The 14,451-nt window shown below is 43.6% G+C and carries 11 protein-coding genes; 5 read left to right on the forward strand and 6 right to left on the reverse strand.

Translation table 11 applies throughout. The features are described from left to right. The first annotated feature begins 172 nt into the window (after positions 1–172). Positions 173–370, forward strand: coding sequence for a DpnD/PcfM family protein (locus V6252_RS07500; RefSeq protein ID WP_341609942.1), 198 nt, complete (start codon positions 173–175; stop codon positions 368–370). A 3-nt stretch (positions 371–373) separates the two neighbouring features. Here the strand turns inward: V6252_RS07500 and V6252_RS07505 are convergent, their stop codons facing one another. Beyond that, positions 374–1,384 (reverse strand): aminotransferase class IV, encoded by a 1,011-nt coding sequence (locus V6252_RS07505; RefSeq protein WP_341609943.1) that lies wholly within the window; start codon positions 1,382–1,384, stop codon positions 374–376. 3 nt (positions 1,385–1,387) lie between these two features. Next, entirely contained in the window at positions 1,388–2,050 is a 663-nt protein-coding gene (locus V6252_RS07510; RefSeq protein ID WP_341609944.1) for a hypothetical protein, read from the reverse strand. 490 nt (positions 2,051–2,540) lie between these two features. Here V6252_RS07510 and aroE point away from each other — a divergent pair, with 490 nt between their 5' ends. Beyond that, positions 2,541–3,404 carry a shikimate dehydrogenase gene (aroE, locus tag V6252_RS07515; RefSeq protein ID WP_341609945.1) on the forward strand — a complete coding sequence of 288 codons (864 nt, stop codon included), beginning with the start codon at positions 2,541–2,543 and terminating at the stop codon, positions 3,402–3,404. A gap of 31 nt (positions 3,405–3,435) precedes the next feature. Here aroE and V6252_RS07520 read toward each other — a convergent pair whose 3' ends face one another. Then, on the reverse strand, positions 3,436–4,557 hold the full coding sequence (locus V6252_RS07520) for an FUSC family protein (RefSeq protein ID WP_341609946.1): 1,122 nt from the start codon (positions 4,555–4,557) through the stop codon (positions 3,436–3,438). A 382-nt stretch (positions 4,558–4,939) separates the two neighbouring features. Between V6252_RS07520 and V6252_RS07525 the strand changes: the two genes are divergently transcribed. Further along, positions 4,940–6,760, forward strand: coding sequence for an acyl-CoA dehydrogenase C-terminal domain-containing protein (locus V6252_RS07525; protein ID WP_341609947.1), 1,821 nt, complete (start codon positions 4,940–4,942; stop codon positions 6,758–6,760). A 123-nt stretch (positions 6,761–6,883) separates the two neighbouring features. Here V6252_RS07525 and V6252_RS07530 read toward each other — a convergent pair whose 3' ends face one another. Continuing rightward, a complete protein-coding gene (locus tag V6252_RS07530; RefSeq protein WP_341609948.1) occupies positions 6,884–7,258 on the reverse strand; it encodes a 5-carboxymethyl-2-hydroxymuconate Delta-isomerase in 375 nt (124 codons plus the stop codon). A gap of 204 nt (positions 7,259–7,462) precedes the next feature. Then, the gene (ybaK, locus tag V6252_RS07535; RefSeq protein WP_341609949.1) at positions 7,463–7,951 is read right to left on the reverse strand and encodes a Cys-tRNA(Pro) deacylase; all 489 of its coding nucleotides are present in this window, start codon (positions 7,949–7,951) and stop codon (positions 7,463–7,465) included. Positions 7,952–8,198: 247 nt separating this feature from the next. Between ybaK and plsB the strand changes: the two genes are divergently transcribed. Further along, a complete protein-coding gene (plsB, locus tag V6252_RS07540) occupies positions 8,199–10,988 on the forward strand; it encodes a glycerol-3-phosphate 1-O-acyltransferase PlsB (protein WP_341609950.1) in 2,790 nt (929 codons plus the stop codon). A 102-nt stretch (positions 10,989–11,090) separates the two neighbouring features. Here the strand turns inward: plsB and ettA are convergent, their stop codons facing one another. Continuing rightward, on the reverse strand, positions 11,091–12,752 hold the full coding sequence (ettA, locus tag V6252_RS07545; protein ID WP_057757965.1) for an energy-dependent translational throttle protein EttA: 1,662 nt from the start codon (positions 12,750–12,752) through the stop codon (positions 11,091–11,093). A gap of 449 nt (positions 12,753–13,201) precedes the next feature. On the opposite strand from ettA, the gene V6252_RS07550 reads away from it, so the two are divergent. Further along, positions 13,202–14,404 carry an iron-sulfur cluster-binding domain-containing protein gene (locus tag V6252_RS07550; RefSeq protein WP_341609951.1) on the forward strand — a complete coding sequence of 401 codons (1,203 nt, stop codon included), beginning with the start codon at positions 13,202–13,204 and terminating at the stop codon, positions 14,402–14,404. The last annotated feature ends 47 nt before the right edge of the window (positions 14,405–14,451 follow it).

Genomic DNA, 14,451 nt, shown 5'->3' on the forward strand with positions numbered 1-14,451 from the left:
TCATATATTAAACGCATTCGATATTGTCCTTTTAATCATTTCTATTGAAAAAGGATCATTGATCGATTTGCTTTATGGCACAAGTCTGCGTAACAAAAGACGATCACTTCTTTTGAGGGCTTTTGCTAATCTACTTGGTATAAATGACTGAAGCGATATATGAGAATCGAGTGTGAGTATAATAAGAAAAGATAAAAAGGCAGCACAAACCTTTCAAATTGAAATTGTCGAAACATTAAGCACTATCGTGGAAGTTGTCGCAGAAGATGAGCAAAGTGCGCTTTTGAAAGCGCAAGAGATGTATAGAAATGAGCAAGTGGTTTTATATCCAGATGATTTTATTGATACCAAATTTATTGTTTTTCAATAACAACTAAACGGATTCAAAATCCACAACATCACCTGACAACAACGTCAGACTGCTCATTGGCATGATACCGCGCAGTGCATTGCAAAAGAATAACTGCGTTAGTTTAGGCAAATCTTCATCTTGTAGCGACCTGATTCTGACTGGATATTGCGTCGTGGATAGTGCATCTATAATTACTTGACGCATGACGCCAGCAACGCCCGATTGAGCCATAGAAGGCGTGTACCACTGACCGGTGGTTAGGTATTTTTCGTCATTTTTATGAATACTAGAGGCAGTTTTGGATTCTGATAGTGGTGCTTCTGCCAATTGATAGAATACATTACTCATCGTACCCTCAACCCATTGCCCACTCATATCGCGTAGCAAACCTTCACCAAGTGTTGAAGCAAGATTTGATGCCAATGGCTCAGCTTTTATACGTTGTAGCTCACCACTAGCGAGGACATTGTCTAAACGATTAAGGCTCTTGAGACCTGCCAGCGGTGGTGGTAAACAAGCAATCTGAGAAGACAAACATATTGCCGAAGCATAAGGTTGGATGGGTACCAAGTTTCCATTAGGCAAAGACAATTGCAGCGCAATAGAAACTCTCATTGCGGTAGCCTTTAGCCATATCTCACAGTCGCTACCATTTGCATTAGGTGTATAACCATAACCGCGTACATTCTGCGCAGCGCGAGTGACTACTAGCTTTAGCATACCTTGCTCTAACTGCTGGGCATACAGTTGCAGTACGGCTAATAGCTCTTCGCTGTTTATATTAAGCTGTAAGGCTTCAGCATGAGAGACAAGCCTCTGATAATGATAATCTGACCATAGGAGCAACCCATCGATGACGCCCATGGTAGTAAAAAACCCATCAGCGTATGCCAGTCCGCGATTATCTAGAGACATCGTTACCGTTTGGTTGGTTGCCCTGTTAACTTCGGTTACCCTATTATCTTCAGTCAAACTACTGTCTTGAGGGTACAGACATACCCAGCCGTTTGGCACTGACATCGTATCGGTCATGATTTAGCTATTGTCTGTTTGAGCAGCGGCTTTATTGATAACCAGCATGCAACTGTAGAACTCACATTTTGCTAGCTCTATCTTTTGTCCACCGACGATTCTATTTTTGATGATTTGACTATTGAGCATATCAGCAACCATTTTTCCGCCATCATCGCCCATCAATTGACGCGATAGTTGATAGGCTTTTTTGGCGTGGTTTTGGCTCAGCTCTTTTTCTTTGTCTGTATCAGTAGGATTGGCATAGTACCAGCCTAGCTCTAGATATTTTTCAGAGTCGATGATATCTAGATACGGCGCGTCCGTTTTCATAAAGCGATATTTTGCCGCTGGATTACTGGCATAGTCTAGGCTGTTTTCATCAGTGCTCATCACTTCGCCAAACACCGATTTTATACTATCTAACTCATCTACAGCGAGCGACTCAACCTTAGCCGTACCCCATGCTGCGACATCATATCTCACTGGCGTGCCTTGCTGAGCAGTGGCACCGTCTAGGTCAGGATTGTTTGCGCTGTCCTGTACTGGCTCATTCGTTGTAGCCTGCTCACTGGTCTCAGCATCTGGATTTGGAGCATCTTCTTTGGTGCTGTCACAGCCACTGAGCGTCACACCAACTGCCATTATCGTACCGACTAGAAGGGTCTGTAGGTTAGGATTCCACATGGATAATTTACTCACACTTTTAGATTGATCTCGAAATAGTATTAACGAGCTGGCAGGAACGCCGCTGATAACGAATAGTTTTCAATAAAGGGCATATTTCACAAACATTATAATCTAGCAGTCATTACAGCATATTGATATAGGTTTCCATATTTTATAGTTTACCCAACTGCTCAGCACTTGACTACCTTTTACGTTACGCGGAGCACTCCCCGAGAGTACAGATTTGTTAAATATATAACGTACTAAAACGACCTTCTCTTTAGTAGAAAGTACAAAATTGCTTGGGCGTGTTTTGCGTATGCTTGCCTCAATGTCACAATTTATTTTCAAAAGCGATAAAGCAGCTTCTGACTAACAATGTCACTTCCTAATCATTGATTGGTGATAGCCTCTTGGTTTGTCAATCATAGCGTTATCCCTTATGATGATTGAGCGCCACTTATTGCTTCTTTGATAGTATTTTTATTTTCTAGCCAGCGGACTATTTATGACCCAACACTTTATCGTTATTGGCAATCCAATCGCCCATAGTAAATCTCCCGAGATTCATGAGCAGTTTGCTGTACAAGCAGGGATTGATATTAGCTATCAGCGGCAGTACTGCCCTGATGATGATGCCAGTTTTACGGCTGTCATTGAGGCTTTTTTTTGTGGTGGCGGTGTGGGCGCTAACGTGACAGTTCCTTTTAAACAAGTCGCTTATGATTGCTGTGCGGCGCGGGGTGGTTTATCAGAACATGCCAAGACGGCAGGCGCGGTCAATACATTAATGTTGAACAAAGCACTATTAGAAAGTGGCGTACCAGTCACTGAAGCACTCTATGGTGATAACACGGATGGTCAAGGACTTATCAATCACATTATGAGTATGGACTGGCCGCTGGCCAATGCTCATGTGGCGCTAATAGGTGCAGGTGGTGCCGCTCGTGGCGTAATATTGCCATTATTTGAAGCGGGTATTGGCTCTCTCACGATTGCCAATCGCACTGTGTCTAAGGCAGCTGATTTGGCAAATGAGCTCAGTGCGGCCAGCTCAATAATCGATGAACAACGTATCGAGGTTTGCGCGACCAATGAACTCAGTGGCGCTTTTAATATTATTATTAATGCCACTTCTATTGGTTTATCAGGTAATACGTTGCCGCTGGATGATGCTCTAAACTGTCAGTACGCTTACGACATGATGTATGGTCGTCCGCTGCCATTCTTGCAGCATTTTGCTGCTCGTGGTGCACAGACCTCAGAAGGCTACGGTATGCTCATCGGTCAAGCCGCTTTAAGCTTTGAGCGTTGGACTGGGCATACTATCGATGTGGCACAAGCGACAACAGCGCTAAATAAAGACCGTTAATCAAAGAGTAATCATTGTAGAGCTATGGCAATTAACTAAAACGCAGTAATAGCCAATTTTCAAAACGGCGCAGCGGTACACGCAATCGCGTAGAGTGTATCGCTAGACCACCACTCAGTCCAATCATGCAGCCGAGTGCCGTATCAATCATACGCGCTTGGATAACGTCTCCAGCGACTGGTGGCACTGACATCGTACTACCATACTCAGCGATAAATATCGTCAGCGGCGTGATAAATATCACCGCCAGTCCATAATGCCGATCCACAAATGACTCAATCAAAAACATCATACATAATATCGCGATAGCGATGCCCCATCCTGATAGTCCCCAAGACAGCATCCAACCTGCCACGCCCATGCCAGCCAATGTACCTAATAATCGATGCAACTGTTTGATCCACATGGTTCGTAGCTGCATACCTTGGATGATAATAAAACAGCTCATCGCTGCCCAGTATGGATAAGGCAGCTCTAACAGAACGGCAACGACCAACGCCAAACTGACGAAACTTACCACGATAAGACTATCGCTAATCATCTCAGGCTGATAGTCATAGACAGGTACAGAAGCAACAGGACGCGTCGCCAATAAGAACAAACTATAGAGTAGCGCCAGCAACATCGAGGAGCCACTACCCAATATCACAAGCCCTATCGCTGAGAGCACTTGATCAATCGGTACAGGGATAAACAATGCAATCGCACCCGCCATCAACACAAACAATCCTGCGGGTGGTGGTTGCCGATAGTAACGACCTAGCATCACTACGCTAATACCAATCAGCATAAACACAGGCAGCCGAAGTACTGGTAATAGCTGCGCGATCAGACCCAGTGCAAAGCTCAGTATCATCGCAAACCCCCAAGCCATAACTGTCACTAGCCGATGTGGTAGCCCGCCTGCAAATGGTAGGTTTAAAATAATCATTGAGCCTAGCGATGCTTTGATACCTGAAGACAAGTCACCAAAATAAGCCCCTACAAACACTGGAAAGCTAATCGCAATCGCCGCGATGACTGGCATATGCCATGGTCGATGGCTACGATTGACTGTGAGTAAATGATTCAGCTCACCATCGATTAACCCCTTAATACGAGTTAACAATGTGCTCAACCAAGAGGCTCGCTGTTGCTTTTTTGAGGTGCTCATAAATGGCTTTTCCTATTTGATAAGTCCATTTGTCTTTGAATTTAGATGAGTCTACATAGCCCTTTATAGAATAATTTCAAGCGAAGATACAATTTACCTATACAAACTAAAATGAATTAATAACATAATTAATCATGAATAATAGTTATTAGTTGTATATTTGTCGCTGTAGAAGATTTATAATCATATCAACGCTATAACAGCTGTCTGCTACTAAAGACGTTCTAATAACTAATACACTAGAAAGCTGTCCACTAATAATTCACTTGATGACTAATATAACGTCTAGCTCATCTAAAATAAGTAAATATCGCTTACATAAGTTGTGACTCAAATATTGCGCCATAAGTCTATGATAGCGAACTAACCAAAGAGAGCGATTATGTTAACTTACAAAGCCCCCTTACGTGATATCAAATTTTTGATTAATGATGTATTTGACTATCAGACGCATTATAAAAGCTTAGACAACGGCGAAAACGCTGATCCTGAAACTGTAGACATGATTCTACAAGGTATGGCTGATTTTGCTGAAAACGTCATTGCCCCGCTCTATCAATCAGGTGGTGAAGAAGGCTGTCATTTTGAAGATGGCGTCGTGACCACGCCAAAGGGCTTCAAAGAGGCTTATGACCAGTTCGTAGAAGGCGGCTGGCAAGGTATCTCATATCCTGAAGAATTCGGTGGTATGAATCTGCCAACGTCAATCAACCTTATCAAAGCTGAAATGATCGGTACTGCTAACTGGTCATGGTCGATGTATCCTGGTCTATCAACAGGTTGTATCAACACATTGCTTCAGTACGGTACTGACGAGCAAAAAGCACTGTATTTACCTAAACTGGTCGAAGGCTCATGGGCAGGTACCATGTGTCTGACTGAGCCACAGTGTGGTACGGATTTGGGTCAAGTTAAATCGAAAGCCATTCCACAAGATGACGGTACCTACAAAATCAGCGGTACCAAAATCTTTATCTCAAGCGGTGAGCATGACTTAACAGATAACATCGTCCATATTGTTTTAGCACGTCTACCAAATGCACCAGAAGGCACGCGCGGTATTTCACTATTTATCGTACCTAAGTTCACGCCAAACGCTGAAGGTGAAGCTGGCGAGCGTAATGCCGTAGTTTGTGGTTCAATTGAGCACAAAATGGGCATCAGCGCATCTTCGACGTGTGTATTGAACTTTGATGGTGCAACAGGCTATCTAATCGGCGAACCGCATAAAGGCCTAAAAGCTATGTTCACATTCATGAACACGGCTCGTATTGGTACTGGTATCCAAGGTCTGGCGCATACTGAATTGTCTTTCCAAAACGCCTTACCATATGCCAAAGAACGCCGTTCTATGCGTACACTATCTGGTACTAAAGATCCTGAAAAAGTAGCTGATGCTATTATCCATCATGCCGACGTACGCCGTATGCTACTGACGCAAAAAGCCTTTGCTGAAGGTGGTCGCTCAATGATTTATCATTCAGCACGTTATGCCGACAAAATGGCACAAGGTATCGTCAATGGCGATGACGAAGAGTTCGAAAAATGGGATGACAAATTGGGCTTCTATACGCCAATTCTAAAAGGCTTCTTAACTGAGCTAGGTATCGAAGCTGCCAAGCATGGTCAGCAAATCTATGGTGGTCACGGCTACATCAAAGAATGGGGCATGGAGATGATCGCTCGTGATGCTCGTATTGCGACGATGTACGAAGGGACTACTGGCGTACAAGCACTTGATCTACTAGGTCGTAAGGTTATCTTACAGTCTAAAGGTAAGATTATCCGTGACTATACCTCTAGCATCATGAAATGGTGTGGCGAGTACGCACTCGATAAAGAAATGCGTAAATTCGTTTGGGCACTGACCAAGCTATGTGCTGAGTGGAATACCTTGACGGTACGCTTGATGCTGATGGCACGTAAAGACCGTGAAATTATCTCAGCAGCATCAGAGGACTTCTTAATGTACTCAGGCTATGTGATGATGGGTTATCATTGGGCGCGTATGGCAGCAGTAGCTTACGAAAAGCTAGAAAATGGCGGCACAGAAGCACCAGAGTTCTACAAAGCAAAAATTCAGACTGCTGAATTCTACTTTGATAAGTTGCTACCACGCACGTCTGGTCACGCAGAAGCGATGGTTGCCCCAAGCGAAAGCATGACATCAATGGAAATCGATCACTTTGCCTTTTTAGACTAAAATTGACTAAAACCGCATCGATAATCAATAAAAAAGCGCCTATTATTTAGGCGCTTTTTTATGCTTAACTGAAAGTATGCTTATACGGAATCCACAGCAATGAGCTGTTTGAGGCGAGTACTGTTAGTCACCAAGCATTTTCTTATGATAGACCGCACTTATCTCTTCAACCTCTACACATATCTGCAATGCCGCACGTCCTGACTGCTCTGCGCCTATTTTTTCTTCGATAGTAGCAACCAACAGCTCAGCCAACTGGTCACGAGTGGCCATATCACGTCCGCTCATCAGCTTTAGGTGGGCGTAAATAAATCCATTGGCCTGCTCATCGTCTTCAACACCTACTAGAAATGACTTAATAGGTACAATGCGGGCTTTGATATCAGCAGGTTGCTTAAACTGACCACTATCCCACAATGCTTTGTTTAGCGATTTGAGCAATGATTCTTCGTGAGCGATACTGACGTTAGGTGTCACTTGAATGGTTAAATGTGGCATGAGCATCTCCTTAAATGTAGATAGAAATAATAGATAAGCTGGCGTATAAGTCTACGCCTTATCGCTATGGTCAATCTACAATAATCTTGCGCCAAAGTATCCTCAGTACAAGCACGCTGAGTGTAAATTACTCATGGGTATGATTAGCGAAGTTGTCGACATGGCGAATTTATAATAAGCAGATTACAGCCACCGTATAATCTTTTACTCATCCGTAATAGCGTCAAAACAAGCATCAAGCGTTGCGGCCAATTGTGTAGGCGGCAATTCAATCTCTAGACCGCGGCGGCCACCACTCACATAAACTGTGGCCTGGTCTTGAGCTGTGCTATCTATCACGGTTTTTAGTCGTTTTTTTTGACCCAGTGGACTGACGCCACCCAACACATAGCCTGTACTTCGTTCTACTTGTTTTGGGTCGGCCATCTGTACTTTTTTGCAGGATAGCAATTTGTTAGAAGATAGTGCCTTAGCCATTTTTTTAAAATTAAGTGTTTTATCGACTGGTAATATCGCTACAGCGAGCACACCAGTATCGGTAGTCACTACTAAAGTTTTAAATACCTGTGCCACCGCTACGCCAAGCTTTTCTGCAGCTTCTAAACCAAACGATGCGGCATTGCTGTCGTGAGTATATTCGTGTACTTGGTAATCAAGGTTACGTTTTTTGGCAAGATCGATAGCTGGAGTCATAAGTTTTAGGCTTAATAAAATGAAATTGAAAAATAGACGCTATATTTATGAGTCATCGGTGATAAAAATATATTATTACCCTAAATATATGAACTTTCAAATATTTGAGCATTTTGTATAATCTGTCACTCTCTACAGCGTAACCAAACCGTATTAATATTGGTAGTATATACAGACACTATATATCGCTTTGGTGGCTTTTATGGCATCATAAGCGCAACATATTTGACTATTTTTGATACTGATTATGATACCGAAGTTCCTAAAAAAACGGATTTTTAAAGCGCCGGTCGCGACTGACCGTGCGTCTGAAACTGATGGCAATGCAATCGCTACGAAGCCTTATTCTAATGCACCGATCAATCAGCTGTATCGTAAGCTGTCTGGTCAGATGCTCGATATCGCCGTAAAACCTAAGTTATTAGGCGAGCTACCTGAGTTCGACAATGATGATCAGACGCTACGGTTTTATGTACTACAGGACTATTCTCGTTCCAACAGTATTCTGATTGATTTGCAAACGCAAGAGCACAACTTACCGCCAGCACTGGTTGGAGTAAATGATGCCGCCCATAATATTAAAGAAAATGCGGCCATCATATTTTTGAATCACCCAAGTGCCAAAGACAGCCAGCTGTCTCCTCGCCTTTCTCGCTTAGTATCTGCTGTACTGCAATATCCGGAGCTAAAGGTACGTCTAGTGCCTGTATCGATTCTGTGGGGACGCGCACCTGAAAAGGAAGATTCGCTATTTAAACTGTTGACTGCTGACAACTGGCAAGATCCTAGTATCACTAAACAATTATTTAATATTGGAGTAATGGGCCGCGATACTTTTGTACAGTTTCACCCACCGCAAGACTTACGTACCATTATCAATGATAACCTCAAAGGCGACGTGGAAGGACCTGCTACCTTTGACTCAGTCGCTACAGATGCTCTTAAAGCAAGTTTAACAGCGGCGGATTCAGTCGATACAGAGTCAATGGCCACTAACAGTAATGCAGCAGCTGACGCTGAGCAGACACCAAACTATGCGCTAGTTGCATCAGCTGATAGTAATCGTGAACTGGTTCGTATGTTGCAGCAGCAATTGTCGATTTATTTAGACAAGCAGCGCGCCAGTATGCTTGGCCCTGATTTATCAGATAGACGCAACTTGGTAGACAAACTGGTGTACTCGCCAGCTATCAAACATGCGATCGAGATGGAAGCGGCCGAAAAAGGGACTAGCGTTCGAGAAGCTCGCAGTCAGGCTAGAGGCTATGCTAATGAGATGGTCAATGACTACTCTCATTCTATCATCCGTGGTTTTTATAAATTTCTGACATGGTTGTGGACGCAGTTGTATGACGGCGTAGAAGTTCATCACTTCGAGCGGGTACGTGACCTTGCGACCGATTATGAGCTGATTTATGTGCCTTGTCATCGCAGCCATGTTGACTATCTATTACTGTCTTATGTCATCTACAAACGCGGTCTGAGTATCCCTTATGTCGCAGCAGGTGACAACTTAGATGTGCCGGTATTAGGCCCACTATTACGCGGTGCAGTCGCTTTTTATATTCGTCGTAGCTTCCGTGGTAACGCGCTATATACTGCAGTACTGCGCGAATATATGCATACCCTTATCACGCGTAACACTCCGATTGAATACTTCATCGAAGGTGGTCGCTCACGTTCAGGTCGCCTACTACCGCCGAAGATGGGTATGCTAGCGATGACCGTTCACAGCCAACTACGCCAAACCAATAAGCCTGTGGTATTTATACCGACTTACATTGGTTACGAGCGTATTATGGAAGGCGGCACTTATGTCGGTGAGCTAAAAGGTAAACCAAAAGAGTCGGAGTCTTTGATCGGGCTGCTCAAAGTTGGCCGCAAAATCGAACGTATCTTTGGTAATGTACACTTGAGCTTTGGTACGCCGTTGCACCTTAGCGATTTTATGACAAAATTCGATGTGCCAGCCAATAGCTTGCCATCCGATCGTACTGACTCACCGCTCGATGAAAAGACTAGTGCCATGGTTGATAACATCGGCGTGAAAGTCATGCAGCATATCAATAAAGCTGCAGTCGTCACCCCTGTATCGCTATTATCGCTGGTTCTACTCTCGGCACCGAAAGCTGCATTGGATGAAAACATCTGCCGTGAGCAAATCGCCTTGTATCAAGGTCTGGCTCAGCAGCTGGTCTACTCAGATGATACGGTTATCACTGACATGACGCCGCAGCAAATCATTGATTATGGTATTAAGCTAAAACTTATTGAGCGTACGCCGCATATCTTGGGCGATATCATTCAGGTCGCAGGTAAGCAAGCAGCGTTACTCAGCTACTTCCGTAACAACATTTTGCATGTCTTTATTTTGCTGTCGTTCCTGTCTGCACTAGTCGCACGCAACGGACGTATCAAACGCAGCCGTCTCGATAGTATCGCTGAGCAGCTATATCCGTTCTTACAAAGTGAGCTATTCTTATATTATCCAGCACATGGCTTGGCTGATACGCTTAATAAGAAAGTTGATAACCTGCTGTCTCATGGACTTATCGTTGACTTGGGTGATGATACGCTCAGTGTTCCTGAGTCTAATAGCAAGCATTATCAGCAGCTGCAAGTACTGGCAACTCCAGTTGGTCAAAGCCTTGAGCGTTACTTTATGACGCTTGCTTTACTTGCTCAGCAAGGCTCTGGTAATTTGACTGAAAACGAAGTTGTTGACCTATGTCACTTGCTTGGGCAGCGTTTGTCTGTGCTTTATGCAGATGATATTCCTGACTTCTTTGATCGCGCCTTGTTTACCAGCTTCATCAGTGCGTTGACTCGTCTTGACTATCTACAAAAAGACGATGAAACAGGCATACTGACTTTCGATCATCGTATTAATGACATTGCTCATCATGCTAAGTACGTGTTAACTCCTGATATGATGCAAATCTTGCAGCAAGTCGCTAGTTTGGACGAAGAAGAAATCACTCACGCCATTACTGAAATTAGTAATAAAAAGCAGCGTAAGTTTGGGCGTAAGCGTTAATTTTAACGACTACCCATACCCTTTAAGATTTTAAGCTAAACAAAAAAAGACCGCTAACGATTAGCGGTCTTTTTTTGGATTGGACTATATTAAACAGCCGTATTAGTTCGTAATTTTCTTATACTTGGCACGTTTAGGACTGGCATCATCACCCATTGTCTTTTTACGATACGCTTCAAACTCAGTATAGTTACCGTCGAACCAGACTGGGCCTTCTTCTTCGAATGCCAAGATATGAGTCGCGATACGATCAAGGAACCAGCGATCATGCGATACGACCATTACTGTACCTGGGAATACTTGAATCGCATCCTCTAGTGCACGTAAGGTTTCGATATCCAAATCGTTTGATGGTTCATCGAGGAGCAATACGTTTGCGCCTTGCTTTAGCGTTTTCGCCAATTGCAGACGGTTACGCTCACCACCTGATAATTGGCCGACGTGCTTTTGCTGATCTGAGCCTTTAAAGTTAAAACGTCCGATATAGGCACGGCTTGGCGTAGTGTAGTCACCAACGGTAATGATATCAAGGCCGTCAGAAACTTCTTCCCATACGGTTTTGTTGTCATCTAGATGATCACGTACCTGACCGACATAGGCAACTTTAACACTTTCACCTAAATCAACTGAACCAGTATCTGGTGTATCGCGCTCAGTAATCATGTTAAATAGCGTGGTTTTACCCGCACCATTTGGACCAATAATACCAACGATACCACCAGCTGGTACGTTAAAGCTTAGGTTTTCATATAACAGACGATCGCCAAATGATTTAGAGATGTCATTGATCTCAATAACCTTGTTACCCAAACGTGGACCAGGTGGAATATAAATCTCAGAGGTCTCATTACGTTTTTGGAACTCAGTTGAGTTCAATTCTTCAAAACGCTGTACACGAGATTTAGACTTGGCCTGTTGGCCTTTTTGGTTTTTGCGAATCCATTCAAGCTCTTTTTTCAGCGCTTTAGCAAATGATTCTTCTTGCTTGTTCTGCTGCTCTAGACGCGTATTCTTTTGCTCTAGCCACTCAGTATAGTTGCCTTCATACGGATAGCCATGGCCACGGTCAAGCTCCAAGATCCACTGAGCAACATTATCCAAGAAATAGCGATCATGGGTAATGGCAACGATAGTACCGCTGTAGTTCTGCAAGAACTGCTCTAGCCATGCAACAGACTCGGCGTCCAAATGGTTGGTCGGTTCGTCAAGTAATAGCATGTCAGGGCGCGACAATAGTAGACGGCATAGAGCCACACGGCGTTTTTCACCACCTGACAGTTTGCTAACGTCGGCATCCCATGGTGGTAGACGTAGTGCGTCGGCTGCTTTTTCTAGTTGGTTATTTAAGTTGTGCGCATCCCAAGACTGGATGATATCTTCCATCTTGCCTTGCTCTTCAGCAAGCTTATCAAAATCAGCATCAGGCTCTGCGTATTCAGCATAGATAGCATCTAGACGTGCTAGCGCATCTAATGCTTCGCGCATACCATCTTCGACATTACCACGAACGTCTTTACTGTCATCTAGCTGTGGTTCCTGTGGCAGATAGCCAACTTTGGTACCTGCTTGCGCGCGTGCTTCACCACTAAACTCAGTATCCACACCTGCCATGATACGTAGCAAGGTTGATTTACCTGAACCGTTAATACCCAAAACACCAATTTTGGCACCAGGAAAAAACGATAGGTTGATATTTTTTAGGATTTCACGCTTAGGGGGAACAAGTTTTGACACGTTGTTCATCGTGTAAATATATTGAGCCATTAACACTCCGATAGACTGCATAGAAGAGAACAGCAAATGCAACTCAGCGATGATGCCAAGCGTGCCGTACCTCAAAATCAGGGTTACAAATTATAGGTCATTATCGCATTGTGGCGCATACCCTGCAAGCTGACAGGTTGTTTTACCAGTTGTTTTACTGTTTTTGATAGCAGGCTATGCCCTTTGGCTATAAAACTCGCTTTAAAAAATAACTCAAGGAGTCTTATCCTAATGAACTAACTTAACATTTTGATTCATTAGCGTTTTATAAAGACCACAAAAAATAGCATCAAAACTTTCGCAAATTTAATCAATAGCCGTTAGCATGTTAGTGTGGCTTAACAAGGTCGAGTAGACCCGTTTGATATCTAATTATCAAACGGATTGATCATCTGACCTTATGTTCGTCTCAACATCTACTTTATAGCAATCATACAGGTACTGATAATATGGCCAACGGCTATCGCCCTGAAATTATTCAACGTGCGTTTGTCGATTTTATCGGATCGCGCTTACATCCGTTTTGGTCATTGACGACTCCTAAGTTACGCCTGATCGCACGCTATACATTAAGTGATGATTTAATAGCACTTCGATTTGAGACCAATAGAGCCTTTAAACAGCAGACTTCTAAGGTGATGAGTGGTTGGCAAGGTGGTCAATATCTTGATTTACGTGTTTGTATCGATGGAGTTTATTACCAACGTAGTTACTCGATAGTGGGCTTGGCGCATCAACCCCTCTGGTGGCTCGACGATACTACCGATAGTAATACAGCAAACCAACGCCATACGGTGACTATCGCGATTAAACCGCAAGGGTTGATATCTGACTATTTAACCAAGCAGATGCCACTGGCTAGCGTCGTTGATACAAGTCTGCCACTTGGTCATTTCACTTTGGAACAGACATCCATAGCATTGCAGGAAGGCTCAGATAATAAGCAGTCCACTCCTTTGCTATTCATCGCTGGTGGTAGCGGTATCACGCCTATGCTTGGACTTATCACTCAAGCCCTGAGTAATGGACATCAGGTGACGCTGTTGCATTATAGTCGGACTGTTGCATCCAAACTGCAACATCAGTGGCAACAGCTGAACGATACTCATCCAGACTTCACTTATCATCTAATCCATACTGAAGATCCGACTACCTATTTGGCTAGCACACGATATTTAAGTGCAGAGGGTCTGCTGTCTCTAGACTTACCTCTAGCAGATACGCAAATATTTGCCTGCGGTTCACCAGCGTTATTAACTGGCTTATATAAAGCTGCCGCAGAGATAACTTTACCTACAGACAAACAGCTGCGCGATAACATCATAGTAGAGAACTTTGGTAATGCCCTAGCTAATGTTGATAACAGTAGCAATCAAACATTCGATAAAACAATACCTGTAGAAGAACACACTGTCTATTTGCGGTCACGGCAACGACAGTTTAGCAGTGACACGACCATACTGGCTGCGGCTGAAAATGCAGATGTACGACTAGCACATGGTTGCCGGCAAGGCATTTGCCAATTGTGCCGCTGTAATAAAGTCAGTGGCGTGGTCAAAAACATCCAGACAGGGAAAATGAGTGGTGATGGTTATGAGTCTATTCAGACTTGCATCAATATTGCCATGACTGATGTGGTTCTCGATGTTTAATGACTGGCTTGATAGAACGACTGGCTCAATAGAAAGCATATGCTAAA

Origin of the sequence: Psychrobacter proteolyticus, assembly GCF_038155145.1 — a bacterium.
Classification (GTDB): Bacteria; Pseudomonadota; Gammaproteobacteria; order Pseudomonadales; family Moraxellaceae; genus Psychrobacter; species Psychrobacter proteolyticus_B.